The 17,291-nt window shown below is 55.6% G+C and carries 12 protein-coding genes; 3 read left to right on the top strand and 9 right to left on the bottom strand.

What is annotated here, in order from left to right; translation table 11 throughout:
- Positions 1–278 (bottom strand): outer membrane beta-barrel protein (locus DW082_RS11685; RefSeq protein ID WP_147387028.1); only part of this gene is annotated, 278 nt, incomplete at its 3' end.
- Between the two features lie 21 nt (positions 279–299).
- Positions 300–1,406 carry a PCMD domain-containing protein gene (locus DW082_RS11680; RefSeq protein ID WP_118458784.1) on the bottom strand — a complete coding sequence of 369 codons (1,107 nt, stop codon included), beginning with the start codon at positions 1,404–1,406 and terminating at the stop codon, positions 300–302.
- 449 nt (positions 1,407–1,855) lie between these two features.
- On the opposite strand from DW082_RS11680, the gene DW082_RS11675 reads away from it, so the two are divergent.
- Together DW082_RS11675 and DW082_RS11670 are read left to right on the top strand one after the other, a co-directional pair.
- Positions 1,856–4,087, top strand: coding sequence for a DUF5722 domain-containing protein (locus DW082_RS11675; RefSeq protein ID WP_118458782.1), 2,232 nt, complete (start codon positions 1,856–1,858; stop codon positions 4,085–4,087).
- A gap of 211 nt (positions 4,088–4,298) precedes the next feature.
- Positions 4,299–4,736: a PepSY-like domain-containing protein gene (locus DW082_RS11670; protein WP_118458781.1), complete on the top strand. Its 438-nt coding sequence runs from the start codon at positions 4,299–4,301 to the stop codon at positions 4,734–4,736.
- A gap of 102 nt (positions 4,737–4,838) precedes the next feature.
- Here DW082_RS11670 and DW082_RS11665 read toward each other — a convergent pair whose 3' ends face one another.
- The 3 genes from DW082_RS11665 to DW082_RS11655 form a co-directional block, all read right to left on the bottom strand.
- Complete coding sequence (locus DW082_RS11665; protein WP_101571323.1) at positions 4,839–5,381, bottom strand: porin family protein; 543 nt, start codon at positions 5,379–5,381, stop codon at positions 4,839–4,841.
- A gap of 345 nt (positions 5,382–5,726) precedes the next feature.
- Positions 5,727–6,632 carry a Ppx/GppA family phosphatase gene (locus DW082_RS11660; protein ID WP_118458779.1) on the bottom strand — a complete coding sequence of 302 codons (906 nt, stop codon included), beginning with the start codon at positions 6,630–6,632 and terminating at the stop codon, positions 5,727–5,729.
- Between the two features lie 21 nt (positions 6,633–6,653).
- Positions 6,654–8,705, bottom strand: coding sequence for an RNA degradosome polyphosphate kinase (locus tag DW082_RS11655; RefSeq protein WP_118458777.1), 2,052 nt, complete (start codon positions 8,703–8,705; stop codon positions 6,654–6,656).
- Positions 8,706–8,987: 282 nt separating this feature from the next.
- On the opposite strand from DW082_RS11655, the gene DW082_RS11650 reads away from it, so the two are divergent.
- The gene (locus DW082_RS11650) at positions 8,988–10,283 is read left to right on the top strand and encodes a cysteate synthase (protein ID WP_101571317.1); all 1,296 of its coding nucleotides are present in this window, start codon (positions 8,988–8,990) and stop codon (positions 10,281–10,283) included.
- Positions 10,284–10,381: 98 nt separating this feature from the next.
- Here the strand turns inward: DW082_RS11650 and DW082_RS11645 are convergent, their stop codons facing one another.
- The 4 genes from DW082_RS11645 to DW082_RS11630 all read right to left on the bottom strand — a co-directional run bounded on the left by DW082_RS11645 (position 10,382) and on the right by DW082_RS11630 (position 17,288).
- Positions 10,382–10,840 (bottom strand): GNAT family N-acetyltransferase, encoded by a 459-nt coding sequence (locus DW082_RS11645; RefSeq protein WP_118458775.1) that lies wholly within the window; start codon positions 10,838–10,840, stop codon positions 10,382–10,384.
- Between the two features lie 64 nt (positions 10,841–10,904).
- Positions 10,905–12,896: a glycoside hydrolase family 127 protein gene (locus DW082_RS11640; protein ID WP_118458773.1), complete on the bottom strand. Its 1,992-nt coding sequence runs from the start codon at positions 12,894–12,896 to the stop codon at positions 10,905–10,907.
- A 52-nt stretch (positions 12,897–12,948) separates the two neighbouring features.
- Complete coding sequence (locus DW082_RS11635) at positions 12,949–14,262, bottom strand: TolC family protein (RefSeq protein WP_118458771.1); 1,314 nt, start codon at positions 14,260–14,262, stop codon at positions 12,949–12,951.
- Complete coding sequence (locus tag DW082_RS11630) at positions 14,259–17,288, bottom strand: efflux RND transporter permease subunit (protein ID WP_055202023.1); 3,030 nt, start codon at positions 17,286–17,288, stop codon at positions 14,259–14,261. The genes DW082_RS11635 and DW082_RS11630 overlap by 4 nt, the downstream gene beginning before the upstream one ends.
- Positions 17,289–17,291: the final 3 nt, after the last annotated feature.

Raw genomic sequence — 17,291 nt, 5'->3', positions numbered from 1 at the left:
TACCTGGGCGCCGGCCGACATCCCCTTCTGTAACGAAGTCCGCTGATCAACGCCCATTTCGCAGTCAGGTTCCGGACGACGTTTCCTTCGATGGCGAAAGCCAGCGTCGGCGAGTACTCTTTCAGTTTCCGGATCTCGGCCGGTAGCGGAAGCGGGGTCGTGCCGCCGATGTTGAAACCTGCCTTGACGCGGTATTCGAATTTTTTGAAAGACTGGGCGGATACGCCGCCGATACACAGCAGCGCGACCGCCAGGCAGATGATGTGTTTTTTATTCATCGTCATAGTTGGGTTGTCGGGTTAGTTTGCCGGTTTCTCTTCGCAGATCACTTCTACGTCGTCCACGAGCAGCGTGCTTCCTACGGCTCCTTTGAAATAGGCTCCGTAACGGCTGGACGAGAAGACGACGGTCAGGTTGTACTTGTAATTCTTCATTTTTTCCTCGTCGAGCGGCTTGAGATAGGTGAATTCCACGTCGAAAGGAAGGTAGGTTCCCAGCGGCGACTCGACCGGGTCCGGGACGACGGCCTTGGCGACGATGTTCGGCGAAGTGAGCACGTTGTCGCCGAACAGGCATTCGACGTTGTCGTCCGTCTCGTACAGTACCGCGTAAATCTGGCAGGAATCCCGCTGTTCGGGGATCACCAGGTTGTTGTATTTATCGGTCACGTTGCCGGCCGACACGTAGCTGTAATAACCTTTCAGACGCAGCGGTTTTTTGCCGAACGGAAGACCGAACCGGGTGGCCTCCATCGGATTTTTGGTAGCCAGCATACCGTCGAACGTTCCGATGAACAGGTTCCCGGCGGCGATCGGCATGTTCAGGGCCGAACCGAACGTCCCGGTCGATTTGGTTTCGAGTTTGGCCGCCAGCCGGCCTCCGTGGGCGATCGGGGTGGAACAAGTCGGAAATTTGCTCGGGACGGATGCGCCTCCGGTCAGCGCGTAACCCGCATTTCCGGACGACCATATCTCTTGGGCCACACCCCCGGCGATGATTTCGTAAGGCTGTTCGTATTTTCCTATCTCTTTCCAGTCTTCGAAACTGAACAGGGTCGGCAGGTCGGTTTCGATCACGCTGACCAAGTAGGATTTGTTCCAGCGCCCATCCTGCGAGGTGACTTTGTAAAGCTTCGGAGTGGTGAAATCGCGGACGGTGCCCGATGCCGGTTCGATGACGGCTCCGGGAGTCAGCTTGAACTCCGGGGCCATCCGGGTAACGTCCGTCGAGCCCGGGACGATCAGGATCATCACCGTGTTGTCGGCGATCTTGGGATCGGTTTTGACAATGTCTCCCGGAACGGTGCATTCGATGATGTCCGCTTCGGCGTTCAGCGGTTCGTCCTTGATGCAGGAAACCGTCAGCGCTGCGGCGCCCAGGAGCGTTAACAATAAGCGTATTTTCATAATTGTCGGATACATTTATCGGATTTTCTCCGCAAAGGTAATTTTAATCAGATATCTCCGCAAATCTTTGTTCCGGGGGGCGCGGAATTTCTCCGGAGATATTTACGGATTCATTTCTTCTGTCCGAGGTAATCGGGGTACGGTAAAATAATCTTATTTATTAAATAACGCATATTTCGGCGATAAGTTACATGTGTGGGTTTATTCGGTTGATACATAGTGTTATAAAAATGAGGCGGATATGGAAATACCGAATTTCGGACGGAAATGTCCGGATTCGCCGGATCGTTTTCGTCGAAAGTTTGACGCCCTCGGCCGAAAATCATTTTCGGAAATTTGTTAATCGGCGATTTTTTTCCTACTTTGCAAAATGATTACGGAATTATTTTTAACTTAAAATTAACCTTGAAAACTTCCCTTCGGAGGTTTTGTAACCTGATTTAATTAAGATGAAACGAGTCGATTTCAAAACGAAAGGCATTTTGTCCGCGGGCGTTTTCTGGCAGCGTTCGGTTGCCGTCTGCCGGAAAGCGGTTCCCGCATTGATGGTCGCGGCGTTGCTGTTGGCGTCCTGTGGAAAGGATAACGGGGACGATCCCGGTCCGGGACCTAATCCCCCCGACCCGGATCCTACGCCGACTCCGAAAACCGAATACCTGACCTTCGCTACCAAGACGGCGAATCAGATTTCCGTCAAAGAAGTTTCGACCGGCGAGTACGAAATGTCGATGACCGGGACGGACCCCTACATTTTCACCAATTCGTTGGAGCGTACCAATCCGGCGGACTCCTGCATTCTTACCTTTCAGTACCGTTGCGATAAGGAAATTTCATTCTTACAACTGTTTTTCGCCTCGACTCCTTCTTCCGGCGTGTCGGAAGACCGTTCGGTGAAAGTGGACGGGATTCCCGCTTCGCAGACCTGGAAAACCTGGAAAGCCAACGTGAGCGAATCGCTCGTAAAATTCGCATGGGGGAAAGCCGGTAACTGTTTGCGGGTCGATTTCGGAGACAAATCGGGGATTAAACTCTATATAAAAGGGATTCATTTCCGCGGAATGACCGAGCAGGAGAAACAGGAGGCCGAAGAGGAAGAAGAGAACAGCAAGTCCGAAGCGGCGTTCGAAAACAACCTGAAATCCTATCTGTCGACGCTGTATCCGTCCTCTACGTCGGTAACCTCGGTGGAAGCCGGACTGACCAAAATTACCGTGAAAGGGAACTGTTCCGCTTCGGGCAGCTATAGCCTTTGCGAAATTCCGCCTTACGTCGATCTGCTGAAAACGACCAAATTCGAGTTCAAAACGGCTCTTACCGACGGGACGTTCAGCAAGGAAATGGACCGCTATGTCGAACGGGACGGGTTCAAATACGACCGGACCCTTTCGAAATGGGCGATCGTAGAGAACGGCGATACGAAAGATAAATTGGTGTCTCATGCGCGTTACGCTACCGAGATCGCTTCGACGCAACAATTGCCCGCAGCGAAACCCGCCAGCAAAAAGGGGCTCGGCGGATACCATTTGGGCGGTCCCGAGAGCGATCTGGATGATCTGGGGATTACCAGCATCACGATGAACGTTTCTTTCGTCGGCATGATGTCGCTCAGTCCTTCGGGCAATTCCATCGCGCACGAATACGGCGGTAAAACCTACTATTTCGATAAAGGCAGCGTGGAAAACTATGACAAAACGTTGCAGGCGGCCCAGAAACGGAATATCGTCGTTGCCGCTATCCTCCTGGTCGCTCCTTCGAGCTCGGAGGTGGGAAAACTGCTGCTGCATCCGGATTACACTTCGCGGGGGATCTACACGATGCCGAATATGACCAATCCGGAGAGCGTGAACTGTTATGCCGCCGCGCTCGATTTCCTGGCCAGCCGTTATTGCCAGACCGGCAGTCCGTACGGTCGTATCCACCACTGGATCATGCACAACGAGGTCGATGCCGGGCTCGACTGGACGAACATGGGCGTCAAGCCGATCACCATTTATACGGATACGTATCTCAAGTCGATGCGAATGTGCTACAACATCGCTCGGCAGTACGATCCGAATACCGAGGTGTTCGCTTCCTTTACGCATTCGTGGACGGAGGCCGCTTCGGACAGTTACGCTTCCCGCGACATGCTCGATCTGCTGAGGAAATTCGGTACGGCGGAAGGCGACTTCCAATGGGCGGTGGCTTACCATCCTTATCCGCAGGATCTGAACGATGCGAAAACCTGGAACGATAATAAGGCTTCGTTCAACATGAATACGAAGCTGGTGACGTTCAAAAACCTCGAAGTGCTGAGCGCCTGGGCCCAAAAATCGGAAAATAAGTACAAGAAGACGATCAAGCGTTCGGTATGGCTTTCCGAAAACGGAACCAATTCGAGAACCTATGCGGACATGTATCTTAAAGAACAGGCCGCCGGTTTCGCTTATGCCTGGAAAAAGCTGAAAAAGCTCGACGGCATCGACGCGATGCAGTGGCATAACTGGATCGATCATCCCGAGGAATACGGCCTGCGGATCGGATTGCGCAAATTCCCGAACGATCCCGACGATCCGATGGGTAGAAAACTCGTATGGTATGCCTATCAGGCAGCCGGGACGTCAACCGAGGATGCGGTTTTCGAACCTTATAAGGCGGTGATCGGAATCGACAATTGGAATATTATCCAAGAGGTTCAGTAATCCGTTCGAAAAATTACGGGGTTCGGAATTGTTCCGGACAGGAACCGAAGTAAAGCAAAGACGCTGATTGAAAGCGTCTTTGCTTTTCCGTATTCCGAGCGTAGCCGGGCCGCGCCTCCGGCGTTCGTCCGTAAACTGCGGCCCGATAAGTTTTAGGTATTACCTTTGCAGGGAGTCTAAACGATTATTATTTAAAAAAAAATTAGGAGCTATGAAAAAAGCGTTTGTTTTGTTGGCCTGCCTGTTCGCGATGCAACTCACCGTTTCCGCCGACGACGGCACGCCGATCGAGGTGAACAACCTGCCGGTAAAGGCGCAGCAATTTCTGAAAGCCTGTTTCCCGGATAACACGGTGTCTTACGCCAAAGTGGAAAACGAGTGGACCGGCAAAGAGTACGAGGTGTTGTTCGAGGATGGCACCAAAGTAAAATTCGACAAAAAGGGAGAGTGGGAGGAAGTAGACGGCGGATATGCCGTTATTCCGGCTAACACCGTTCCCGTTTTGATCAAAAAGCACGTTGCCGAGAAGCATCCGAAGCAGAAAATCGTGAAGATCGAACGGGATCGTAAAGGTTACGAGATCAAGTTGGATAACGGTTTCGAGCTGAAATTCGATACTAAATTCAAGCTGACCGGTTACGACGATTAGCGAAAAGCAACATGAGAAACAGGGCGTCTTTCGAAAGAAAGACGCCCTGTTTTTTTAAATCCGCTCCGGTCGTATCCGGGCGTTTGCCTGTCTCGGTCGCGATTAAAATCTCCAACCGGCGGTAACGGCGAATACGCTGTTGCGCGTGACGATGTCCTTGTCTTTGGCGAGGCTGGTCAGGCCGATGTTGTAGCGGGCGTCCAGGATCAGGCCGCAGTTGAACAGGTATGAAACGCCGACCGGTACGGCAACGTCCGCTTTCTTGTAAGCAGCCTTGACGTCGACGTCGTTGTTTTTGGCTTTGAGCAGAAAGCCCGGCTGAATACCGGCTTTGACGGCCAGTCCTTTTACGAGGTAGAAGTTCGCCAGGATCGGTATGTTCAGGTTATCGGTCTTCACTTTGACGCCTTCGCCTTTGGTTCCCTGACGCGAGTAGAGTACGTCTGCCGACAGGGCGAACAGGTTGCTGAAACGGTAGTCTGCGAATACGCCGGCTGTCAGGCCCGTTTTGTAATCTCCGTCGAGCAGGGTTTGGTTCGACAGGTTGATGCCCACTTTGGGGCCGAATCCGAATCCGGTTTCCTGGGCGGATGCATAGGTAGCTACCGTAAATAAAGCCGCGATCGATAACAGTACTTTTTTCATGACGATTAAGTTTTTTAGTTAAACAATTCAAGAGCGTTAAAACACTTGGTGCGCGCCCGCTTTTGTGCGGGACGTTTCGGTTGATTTTAACGACACGCCGGCTTGGTCGTCTTTGTTGAGAGTAGAACGGCCGGAGCTTCGTTTAGTTACAAAGTCCGGTCGTTTTTGAAATGCGTAAAATGTGTTTTTGTTCGGAACGTATGCTGTAATAGTTTTGTTGTCAGCGTATTGGCGCGTGTGTTGGAGAAGTGAAAAATTATATTGCGGAACTGTTTTTTCCGGTGCGGCCGTCCGCAGTACTGTGGCGTTCCGGACTTTTCCGTTCGAAAAAACGGGAGCCTGCCGTCAGTCTTCCCGGTCGTTCAGGTAACGGATGTAAAGCGCGTGCGCGATGCCGTCGGTAATGCCGATCGTCGGCACGCAGATGCTGTCCGCATGGACCCGTTCGGCGATGTTCAGGAAGATTTCCGCTGCCGGGATGATGACGTCGGCCCGGTCGGGGTTCAGGCGGAATGCGGAGATCCGCTCTTCGACCGTCAGCGCTTTCAGTTCGTCGTAGATGGCCTTCAGGTCGGCCACGTCGAGCCGGTTGTCGTTCTTATTGCCTTTGAGCCGGTAGAGCTTGTTGATGTTGCCGCCCGTGCCGATGATTTTCAGATCCGGATAATCGGCGGCCAGTACGGCCAGGTCGCGGTTCAGCGACTCGATGTCGGCGAGTTTGACCATGCCGCCCAGCGAGCGTACCGTCCCGATGTCGTACGAGTTGGAACCGATCAGTTTCCCGTTCGAGATGACGCTGACTTCGGTGCTGCCGCCGCCGACGTCGACATAAATGTAATGTCCTTCGCGGCCGAGCAGGTCGGCAATGTGGCTGTCGTAAACCATCCGCGCCTCTTCGAGCCCGTTGATGATTTCCAGCCGGATGCCGGTCTTGTTGTGCACTTTCCGGGCGATCTGCATACCGTTCGAGGCGTCGCGCATCGCCGACGTCGCGCAGGCGCGGTAGGCCGTTACGTCGTACACTTTCATCAGCAGTCGGAAAGCCTTCACCGTGCGCAGCAGTTGTTTCTCCTTTTCGTCGGAAATGCTTCCCGTGCCGAATACCTCTTCGCCGAGCCGCAAAGGGACGCGTAGCAGTACGGTTTTGGTCATTTTGTCGGGCGAGTCGCCGTCGTTGACGCTTTTAATCAGCAGTCGTACGGCGTTCGATCCGATGTCGATCGCCGCGAAATTCAGTTTTTTGTTTTGCATGTTTCGGAAAGAGTTTAAAAGTTACAGGTCTCCGCTGAGGTCGTGATAGTGTTCGTATAGTTTCTGTTGCGAACGGAACGGCGGTTCTCCGTTGTCGTAGATGAGGTTTCGGCCGGTGCCGTCGACGATCCGCGCCGCCACGTTGTCGGCCAGTCCGAATTCGACGATCGTTTTCAGTTCCCGTCGGATCTCCGGATCGTAGACCGGGGCGTAGGCTTCGATCCGGTGGTCGATGTTGCGCGGCATCCAGTCGGCCGATCCGATATAGTATTGTTCGTCCCCGCCGTTGCAGAAGATCAGGATACGCGCGTGTTCCAGGTAACGGTCGATGATGCCGCGGATTTCGATGCGATCGCTTTTCGGACCGAGTCCGGCGACCAGGGAACAGTTGCCCCGCACCAGCAGGCGGATCCTGACGCCGGCCGCCGAAGCTTCATACAGTTTCTGGACGATTTTGGCGTCGGTGATGTGGTTGATTTTACACAAGATATAGGCTTCTTTGCCGTTTTTGGCATTGAATATTTCGTTGTTTATCAGCGCGTACAATTTTTTGCGCATCCCTTGCGGCGAAACGATCAGCTTCCGGAAGGCGATCGTTTTGTATGGCTGGTGGATGAATTCGAATACCCGGTCGACTTCCCGGACGATCGTTTTGTCGGCCGTAAAAAGGACGGTGTCGGTGTAGGTGCGGGCGTTTCCTTCGTGAAAGTTGCCGGTGCTGATGCAGGCGACATTGCCTTTTGTCGAGGCGATATGGGTCAGTTTGCAGTGTACCTTCAGTCCTTCGACGCCGAAAAGCACCTGGATGCCGGCGTCCTGCATTTTTTTCGACCAGCCGATGTTCGACGCTTCGTCGAAGCGGGCCATCAGTTCTACCATGACCGTTACTTTCTTGCCGTGCTTGGCGGCGCAGATCAGCGCTTTGACCACTTTGGAATCTTTGGCGAGCCGGTAAACCGTCGTTTTGATGCTGCGCACGTCGCGGCTCAGCGCCGCTTCCCGCAGCACCTTGATATAGTTCGAAAAGCTGTGGTAGGGATAGTGCATAAAAACGTCCCGGCGGCGGATCTCGTCGAGCGCGCTGCCGAGGCTGTCCATCGACGGAACGGGGGCGGGCACCCGCTTTTCGAACTTCAAATCGCTGCGGCTGCAATCCGGGAAAGCCATCAGGTCTTTCATATTGTGGTAGCGCGACCCGCCGACGCAGGCGTCGTAGCGGTCGATGCGGAATTTGCGCTTCAGATAGCGCAGCATCTCTTCGGGCATTCGCTGGTCGTAAACGAAGCGGATCGCTTCCCCCTTTTTGCGGTTCCTGACGCCCCGGGCCACTTTTTCGACCAGTCCTTCGTCGATGTCGCCGTCCAGCGCCATCTCGGCGTCGCGCGTGAATTTCAGCGTGTAGGCTTCGAACGATTCGTAACCCAGCCCGGCGAAGATGAACGGCAGGCAGAAACGCACCACGTCGTCGAGGAAGATGATGCAGGTCGTGTCGCCGTCCGACGGCAGCACGATGAAACGGTCGAACTCGCGGGTCGGCAGTTCGATCAGCGCGAAGTCGCGCACCGGTTTTCCGGTTGCGACATTTCGGCGAATCATTTTGATGGACAGATAGATGCTTGAGTCCGTCAGTTCGTCGAGCTTCGATCCCTGCGTCATGATCAACGGATAGGTGGCGCTGTTCAGATCCGTCCGGTACACCGTGCGGATGTAGCGCTGCTGCTCATCGGTGAGCTGCTGCTCGTTGACGATGAAAATGCCTTCGGAGGCCAGTTTTCCCTTTAGGTTTTCGAACGTTTCGTCGAATTCCTGCGAATAATCTTTGGTCAGCCGGGTGATTTCGCGCAGCTCGCGGATGGTCGATGCGGGCCGGTTCTGCGGTTCGTTGTCGTATTCCACGATCCGTTTCATCGTGGAGACCCGCACCCGGAAAAATTCGTCGAGGTTGTTCGAATAGATGCCGAGGAACTTCAGCCGTTCCAGCAGCGGAACATTGTCCCGTTGCGCTTCCTGTAGAATCCGGTGATTGAAATACATCCAGCTGATGTCGCGGTCCAGTGTCGTTTTTGCTCCCATGTCAGTCTCCGTCTTTTGATTGCCCGCCACTAAGGTAGGCTTTTCCTTCCGGAAAAAAAAGAGCGCTGCTCCCCGGATTTTGTGCGATGGCCGATCCGGTCGCATTCGTCGGGCAAAGGGGAAATCGGACGTAAGTATAAAGACGTATTTTGCGGTATCTGTGGTTGTTGCGGGGTCTGTATCCGGTCGTTTCTGTTGGCTGTTTCTTAAAATTGTCCTACTTTTGTAAAGCGTCCCGGTCGTTCGGGAAACGCAGAAACGATAGTTCATCCGATTAAGAACATGGAAAATTTTAACGCCACCAGGTATAAGTTGCAGAATGTCGCGACGAAACGGATTTTCGAAGACGAGGGCTGGACGCTCGACGATACGCAGAGTTCGCATCCGTCGCTGATCCGCGCCGTTTACGAATCGCAGCAAATCCATCCGCACGGCGAGGAGCACGGGATTTACCGTTTCGCCGAATGGTTGCCGGTCAAAAGGATGCTGGCTGGTTCGTGCGCGCCGGTAACTTACAAGAGCAAAGGGCTTGCGCAGAAACTTGGGCTTAAAAATTTGTATATTACGTTCAACGGTTATTTCCCGGAGATCGGGGCCCGGATGTCTACCTGCTCGTTCAAAGAGACGGAGGCGTATTCGGTTTGCGGAAGGCTGAACGGCAGCCACAAGGACAAAGTGCTGGTGGTGGCTTCGGCCGGCAATACGGCGCGCGCTTTTGCCAAAGTCTGTTCCGATAACCGTATTCCGCTGCTGCTGAGCGTGCCGGAAGACAACATCGACGCGCTGTGGTTCGACGCGCCGCTGAACGATTGCGTGAAACTGATCGTTTCGCAGAAGGGAAGCGACTATTTCGATGCGATCCATCTGAGTAACCTCGCCCTGCAATCCGATAAATTTTTCGCAGAAGGCGGCGCCAAGAACGTGGCTCGCCGCGACGGGATGGCGACCACGGTGCTTTCGGCCGTAACGCATATCGGCCGGATTCCGGACTACTATTTCCAAGCCGTAGGCAGCGGAACCGGAGCGATCGCCGCCTGGGAAGCCAACCTGCGCCTGATCGAGGACGGTCGGTTCGGCAATCACAAAATGCGGCTGATGGTGTCGCAGAACGCGCCGTTCGTGCCGATGTACAATGCATGGAAAGCCCGCTCGCGCGAAATGCTGCCTTACAACGACGACTGCGCCCGTATCGACGCCGAAGAGATCGACGCCAAAGTGCTGTCGAACCGCAAGCCGCCCTACGGGATCAAAGGCGGGCTCTTCGATGCGTTGACCGATACCGGCGGCGATATCCTGGTTGCGACCAACGAAGCAGCGCGCGCCGCTAAAGAGCTTTTCCTGGAGTGCGAAGGCGTGGATATTTACTCCGCTCCGGCCGTGGCGCTGGCTACGCTGATCCAGGCGGTGCGCGACGGCGAGGTCGATCCGGAAAAGATCGTTATGCTGAACGTTACCGGCGGTGGGGAGAAACGCTTTATGCAGGGCAAAAAATTACATTACCTGAAGCCGTCGGCCGTCTTCCCGATCGATCCGGATGCAAAAGAGGTGGCCGAAAAAGTAGGTCGCCTGTTTTCGTAGCGAGGCGCGACTTATATAAGAACGAAAAACGACCGGCAGTCTGTCGGTCGTTTTCCTTTTTTTCGTAATTACGGGATTTCGCCCGCCGGAACGTTTTCCTACTCGGGAAATTTTTCCAGATAGACGAGCCACATTCCGGGATAGGCCTCTCTTTCACGGAAAGGACGGTAGTCCAGCCGCCGATAAAGAGCCTGGTTCCGAACGCTGCTATGGCTTGTGAAGAGTTCGCATCGCATCGGTGGATACTCTTTTTCGATCGATCCGAGCAGTTCGGTGCCGATCCCTTTTCTCCGTTGTTGATGCCCGACGATCAGTTTGCCGATGAATAGCGTGCGACCGTCCGTATGCGCGCGGACGGAGCCGACGATTCTGCCGCAGCCGTCGGTCGCTTTCAGTACGACGCCCGTTTCGAATTCCGCTCGCAGCTCTTGCAGCGTTTGCAGCAAAGGGGGAATCCGGAAGTCGTTCAGCAATTCGGCTTCGCTTCGGTAAGCGAGGTATTGCAGATCCAGGATCTGTTGCAGGTCGCATCTTTCCGCCCGGGTTATCGTCGTCATATCCGTATTCACGTTCGAAGCGCTGCACGACTCGTGCAGGCGCTTCGAACATAGGGTGAAAATATTATTTCTTATAAATGTCCGGAATCTCGGGACGCCCGACGCCTACGGTCACGTTGACGCGCCAATCCACGTTGTTCGTGTACAGGTGACGGAAGTCGAACGGCTGTTGCGCCCATACGCGGAAGATATTGCCTTCCTGCCAGGTATTTCCGGCCGAGGTGTAGTCGCACATCCGCAGGATGTGTTTGTTGCCCGCTTCGTCCTTGCACGGTACGTCGAACGTCATCCAGATCGCCGGCGTTTCCGGGTTTTCGACCAACTGAACGTCGATGTAGTTGTCCGTGTCGCGCATGAATTCGTAGCGGTACATCGGCGGTTCGGTCACGCCGTCGCGACGCGGAATCAGCCGCGAGTCGAACGCCAGGACGATCGGCCCGCGGACAATGGCGGCGTCGCCTACGCCCGACGGCGCATCGACCACGCGCGCGCGCATGTCCAGTTCGACCTCGATCTTATCGTTGTCGTTCCAAGTGCGTTCGATCGAAGCGTACGTGCCCGGCAGGATGTAACCGTCGTAAGGTTCTCCGTTGATCTTGATGGCAGTGCGCTTGCTCCACTGCGGGATGCGCAGTTCGAGCGCGAAGGCTTCGCTTTGGGGCAAATTCACGGTCGCCGCCACGTTCCCCTGTACCGGGTATTCGCTTTCCATATTGATTTTCAGCGGTTGTCCGGAAGGCGTCTTGACGGTGCTGTTCATTTTGCCGTACAGGTTGATTGCGGCGCCGTCGGCGGTGGTCATCACGGCCCAGGAGGGAGTGATCATCAGTCCGCGCGGACCGTTGGCTACGCAGCAGCTCATCACCACGTCCGGGAACTGCTGGTGGCTGTGTACCCGTTCGCCCATCAGGCCGGCGTAATACGACCACCATTCTCCTTTCGGCGACATCGAGGCGAGCAGGGCGTTGTAAAGGCTGGTTTCCAGTTCGTCCGCATAGCGGCTGTCGCCGGTCAGGCGCAACATTTGATACAGGAACTTCATCCAGGTTGCCGTCACGCAGGTCTCCATCCCCTGATACATCGGTTCGGTTTGGCGCATCTTGCCATGGCACCAGATTTCGGCCATCGAACCCGATCCGACGATCATGATTTCGTCGCGGATGATCGTGTTGATCAACTTGTGGCAGGCCTCGAAATAGAGCGGATCGCCCGTAATGCGGTACATTTCGCACAGCCCTTCGAAACACGACATCATTTCGTAGGCTTTCGGCGCGCCGCTCATTTTCCATAACGGAGTGCCCGACACGGCTTCCTGAACCAGCCGTAGTCCGGTCGGCGTCAGCTTGTTCGGCGTGTCCCACGACTTGATGATATATTCGGCGAAATCGAGGTAGCGTTTATCCCCGGTTTTCTGGTACAGCAGCGCGATCGGTTCCAATACCGAGCAGGAGGCCAGCCCTTTCCAGCCGATCCATCCGGTTGCGGCGATGTTGACCCCGCTTCCCGGACCGGTTTCTGAGATCAGGTTGTCGGCCACTTTACAGGCGGCGTCGAGCACGCTTTTGTCCTGCGTCTGGTCGTAATAGGCCAGCAGGCCGAGCATGACGTATTTACGGCCCCAAATATCCCATTCGCCGAGGTGGTTCTCGTCGAGATAGGTGCCGATGTATCCGTTTTTGTCCTGCGTGGCGATCAGTTCCTGGACGGCTTTATCTACCACGGCGCGGTTCTCGGCGGTCGGCGCATAACCGTAGCCCTGCATGGCCGCTGTGTACCATTTACCCCAGAACTCGGAGCGGAAGCCCCAATTTCCGTCCGGTTTGTCGCGGAACGGCTGTACGACCCGTTCGATGTCTTGGGCCATCAACCGGTTGTCGATGCACAGGTCGAGTTTTTCGCCCAGGTAGCCGCCGAAATGGGTGGCTCCGTAAGCGGCCGGTTCGAGCACGTTGCGTACTTTGATCGTGGAGGCCGGCGCGGAAGTTTTTTTCTCTTTCCCGTAAGCTTGGGGGGCGAGCAGCGCTGCGGCTGCGGCGAGAAGTAAAAGTTTTTTCATAAGGTTGATTCGGTTCTTCGTTTATTGTACAAAGATAAAAAATTGTACGGAGTTATTCCAGATAAGACAAAATGTTTCCGCTGATCTGCTGTAACGAGATTTCGCACAGCTTCGTGTTGTATTGCGCCGAGAGAATGCGTTCCTCGGCGTCCAGCAGGCTTTTTTGGGCTTCCCGCATCTCGATGCCCGACAGGTCGCCGAGCAGGTAGCGCTCCATTGCGATTTCGTGGTTCTCGGTCGCTGCGACGAGGTTCTCCTCTTCGAGTTTCAGCAGTTCGAGGTTGTTGCGGTAAGCCTGCCAGAAGTCGGCCAGGTCGGCCCGTAGCGACAGTTCGAGCTGTTGCCGGGTGAGCTCGGCGTTTTCGATCTGGATGCGGGCGTTGCGTTGTTCGCGCCGTCGGTTGCCGTCGAACAGCGTGATGCCGAGCGTCGCGCCGACGTCCGGACCCCAGGTTTGCCGCTGCCGGTTGGCGTTGTTGCCGTAACGGTTCAGTTGGTAACCGTATCCTGCGTTCAGTTTGACGTAAGGATAGTTTCGAGCTTGGAGCGTTTTCAGATCCAGTCCGGCGAGCGCCGTATTGCGGTCGGCTTTGAGCAGCGAGGCGTTCGTTTGCAGCATCCGCTCGAGCAATTCACCTTCTTCGAGCCGGCTGTTGACCCGGATCAGCGAGTCGCAGATTTGCAGCGGAGCGTTGACGTCCGGGCCCGCCATCAGTTCGTTCAGCCGGATCAGCGACGCCTGCACCAGTTCCTGCTGGTTGATATACTGCGAACTGTCGGCATTGAAATCCACGCGCGCTTGTTGCAGGTCGAGCCGCGAAAAGTTACCGATCCGGTAACGGGCTTCGACGATCCGCAGCCGCTCTTTCGACAGCGAGACGGCGTAAAGAAAATTTTTCAGCCGGATTTTCTGCTGTACGTAATTGTAATATTCGGCGGTCAGTCCCGCTACGAAATCCTCGATAGCGATCCGCGCATTGACTTCGCCGAGACCGCGCAGTTCCTCCAATCGCTTGTAATTGGTTTGCACCCGGAATCCGTCGAAAAGCGTCCAGCCGAGGTCGAGTCCCGCGTTTACCGTTTGGTCGTAAACTCCGGAAACGCTGCCGCGTTCTCCTTCGGCGCTTTCAGTGCGGTTTTCGCTCAGGGCGCCCGAATAACCGGCCGCCAGGTCGAGCGACGGCAGGCGGCCGGCATTGGCCGCCGTCACGTTGTTCGCGGCGATCTGTTGTTCGTTTTTCGAAATGCGGATCGCGTAGTTCTTCTCGAGTCCCTCCTGCAGGCAGGTTTGCAGCGTGTAGGTCTGCTGTGCCGACAACATTCCGCACAGACATCCCGCTACGATCGACAAAACGTATTTTCTCATGCTTGCTTCTTTAATCGGTTCGTGGAGACATAGGTGTATATGGCCGGGACGATGTACAGCGTCATGATCGTCGAAACCAGCATGCCGCCCACCACGGCGATCCCCATTGCAATCCGTCCGTTGGCTCCCTCTCCGGTGGCGAAGGCGAGCGGCAGCAGCCCGAGAATGGTAGAGGCGCTGGTCATCAGGATCGGGCGTAGGCGTTGCAGCGCCGCTTCTTCGATGGCCTGCATCTTGGCGACGCCCGTTCCCTGTTTCTGGTTGGCGAATTCGACGATCAGGATACCGTTCTTGGCGACCAGGCCGATCAGCATGATGATCCCGATCTGGCTGAAAATATTCATCGTCTGCCCGGTCGCGAACATAAATATCAGCGCTCCGGCGACAGCCAGCGGTACGGTCAGCATGATGACGAACGGGTCTTTGAAACTTTCGAACTGGGCGGCGAGGATCAGGTAGATCAGTACGATGGCCAGCACGAAGGCGAACATCAGGCTCGACGAACTTTCGCGGAACTCTTTCGAGTCGCCGGCCAGCGCGGTGCGGAACGTGTCGTCTAGTACCTCTTTCGCGATTTTGTCCATCTCGTCGAGTCCCTGACCGATCGTTTTGCCTTCGGCCAGGCCTGCGGAGATCGTGGCCGAAACGAAACGGTTGTAGCGGTAGAGCTGCGGCGGCGCGATGCCTTCGGCCAGGCTCACCAGGTTGTCCAACTGGATCATCTCGCCTTTGTCGCTGCGGATATAGATCGATTTCAGGTCGACCGGCTTGTTGCGCTGCTGCCGGTTGATCTCGCCGAGTATTTCGTATTGTTTCCCGTTCATGTAGAAATACCCCATGCGCTGGCCGCTGAGCCCGTATTGCAGCGTCTGCGCGATGTCGCGGGTGCTGACGCCCATCAGGTTGGATTTGTCGCGGTTGATCGAAATGCGGGCTTCGGGTTTGCTGAATTTTAGGTTGACGTCGGCCATCTGGAAGGTCGGGTTGTCGTAGACCCTGGCCATGAACTCCGGCAGTACCTCCTGCAATTTTTCGAGGTTGGTAGCCTGTAACACGTACTGAATCGGCATCGATCCGCGTCGGCCGCCGAAAGTCGATTGCTGCTGCACGAACGCGCGGGCCATCGTCTTGCTTTTGACCGCTTTGGATAGCTGTTCGGCGATATCCATCTGCGACCGTTGGCGTTCGGTGATGTCTTTCAGCGCGATCTGCACGTTTCCGCTGCCGCTCGATACGCGGGCCGTGACGGCCCGGGATTCGGGAACCAGCGTATCGACCAGCCGGTTGATGTCCTCGGTATAGTCGCGTATGTATTCGTAAGTGACGCCTTCCGGTCCGCGCGTATTGATCGTAATCATCGAACGGTCTTCCAGCGGCGCCATCTCGGACGGAATCCGGCTCCACAGGACGTAGATAATGCCGACCATCGCCAGCACGATCGGGAAGGCGAGCACCCTGCGGCGCAGGAACGCCGCCAGCGTGCGGCTGTAAAAACGGTTCATGCCGACGAAGAACGGTTCGGTCTTGCGGTAGAACCACCCCGGCCGGTCGCGGTGCTTCAACAGCTTGGTCGCCAGCATCGGTGTGAAAGTCAGCGCCGAGAATGCCGAAATGATCACCGCGCCGGCCACTACGAGGCTGAATTCCCGGAACAGCCGGCCGGTCATGCCCTCCATGAATACGATCGGGAAAAAGACGGCCACCAACGTGATGGTCGTCGAGATGACGGCGAAAAAGATCTCCTTAGCTCCTTCGATACCGGCCTCCTTCGGACTCATGCCGCGTTCGATGCGGATGTAGATATTTTCGGTCATCACGATCGCGTCGTCGACGACCAGTCCGACGGCCAGCACCACGGCCAGCATCGACAGCACGTTGATCGAGAATCCGGCCAGGTACATCACGAAGAACGATCCGATCAGCGAGACGGGGATTACTACGCACGGCACCAGCGTCACGCGCCAGTCGCGCAGGAACAGGAAAATGATGACGATCACCAGGAAGAAGGCTTCGTATACGGTGCTTTCGACTTCGTTGATCGAGGCGCGGATGAATTTCGTGTTGTCGAATCCGTAGCTGGTTTCCACGTCTTCGGGCAGATCCTTTTTCATCCGTTCCATCCGTTCGTAGACCGCGTCGGCGATCTCGATGTGGTTGGCTCCGGGCTGCGGGATCACGACGACGCCGACCATCGGCACCCCGTTCATCTTCATGTAGCTGCGGGTGTCCTGCGGGCCGAGCTCCGCCCGTCCGATGTCGCGGAATCGGATGATTCGGTTGTTCTCTTCTTTGATTATTAGACTGTTGAATTCTTCTGCGGAGTGCATCAGTCCGAGCGTGCGAATGGTCAGTTCCGTGGTGTTTCCCTCGATGCTGCCCGACGGGAGTTCGACGTTCTCGCGGTCTACGGCGTTTTTCACGTCGACCGGCGTAAGGCCGAAACCGGCCATTTTGACCGGGTCGAGCCACAGCCGCATCGAGTAGCGCTTTTCACCCCAGATCGAAACGCTGCTGACGTCGCTGATCGTTTGAAGTTGTTCTTTAACCGTCAGGTCGGCGATTTCGCTCAGTTCCAGCAGCGAGCGTTTGTCGCTGCGGATGGCGACCATCAGGATCGGCGAAGCGTCCGCATCGGCTTTCGATACGGTCGGCGGATCGCAGTCGCGCGGCAGGTAGCGTTGTGCGCGCGAGACTTTGTCGCGCACGTCGTTGGCGGCGGTTTCGAGGTCGACCGACAGTTCGAATTCGACCGTGATGCGACTCGATCCCTGGCTGCTGACGCTCGACAGCGAGCGGATGCCGGGGATGCCGTTGATGTTTTGTTCGAGCGGCTCGGTAATCTGGTTCTCGATTACGTCGGCGTTCGCGCCCGGGTAGGAGCACGAGACTGAAATGATCGGGTTGTCGACGCTCGGATACTCCCGCACGCCGAGGTAATTGTACCCGATGAGGCCGAACAGCAGGATGATCACGGTCATCACCGTGGCGAGCACCGGCCGCCGGATACTGATTTCTGAAATATTCATACG

Origin of the sequence: Alistipes sp. AF48-12, assembly GCF_003477565.1 — a bacterium.
In the GTDB taxonomy this organism is placed as follows: Bacteria; Bacteroidota; Bacteroidia; order Bacteroidales; family Rikenellaceae; genus Alistipes_A; species Alistipes_A hominis.
The sequence above is the reverse complement of the archived record's forward strand: the minus strand, read 5'-3'. Positions and strand labels throughout refer to the sequence as shown.

Bases quoted from the DNA above. Each gene is read 5' to 3' on its own strand.
- DW082_RS11680 (WP_118458784.1), bottom strand. From the start codon at position 1,406: ATGAAAATACGCTTATTGTTAACGCTCCTGGGCGCCGCAGCGCTGACG.
- DW082_RS11675 (WP_118458782.1), top strand. From the start codon at position 1,856: ATGAAACGAGTCGATTTCAAAACGAAAGGCATTTTGTCCGCGGGCGTT.
- DW082_RS11670 (WP_118458781.1), top strand. From the start codon at position 4,299: ATGAAAAAAGCGTTTGTTTTGTTGGCCTGCCTGTTCGCGATGCAACTC.
- DW082_RS11665 (WP_101571323.1), bottom strand. From the start codon at position 5,381: ATGAAAAAAGTACTGTTATCGATCGCGGCTTTATTTACGGTAGCTACC.
- DW082_RS11660 (WP_118458779.1), bottom strand. From the start codon at position 6,632: ATGCAAAACAAAAAACTGAATTTCGCGGCGATCGACATCGGATCGAAC.
- DW082_RS11655 (WP_118458777.1), bottom strand. From the start codon at position 8,705: ATGGGAGCAAAAACGACACTGGACCGCGACATCAGCTGGATGTATTTC.
- DW082_RS11650 (WP_101571317.1), top strand. From the start codon at position 8,988: ATGGAAAATTTTAACGCCACCAGGTATAAGTTGCAGAATGTCGCGACG.
- DW082_RS11645 (WP_118458775.1), bottom strand. From the start codon at position 10,840: ATGACGACGATAACCCGGGCGGAAAGATGCGACCTGCAACAGATCCTG.
- DW082_RS11640 (WP_118458773.1), bottom strand. From the start codon at position 12,896: ATGAAAAAACTTTTACTTCTCGCCGCAGCCGCAGCGCTGCTCGCCCCC.
- DW082_RS11635 (WP_118458771.1), bottom strand. From the start codon at position 14,262: ATGAGAAAATACGTTTTGTCGATCGTAGCGGGATGTCTGTGCGGAATG.
- DW082_RS11630 (WP_055202023.1), bottom strand. From the start codon at position 17,288: ATGAATATTTCAGAAATCAGTATCCGGCGGCCGGTGCTCGCCACGGTG.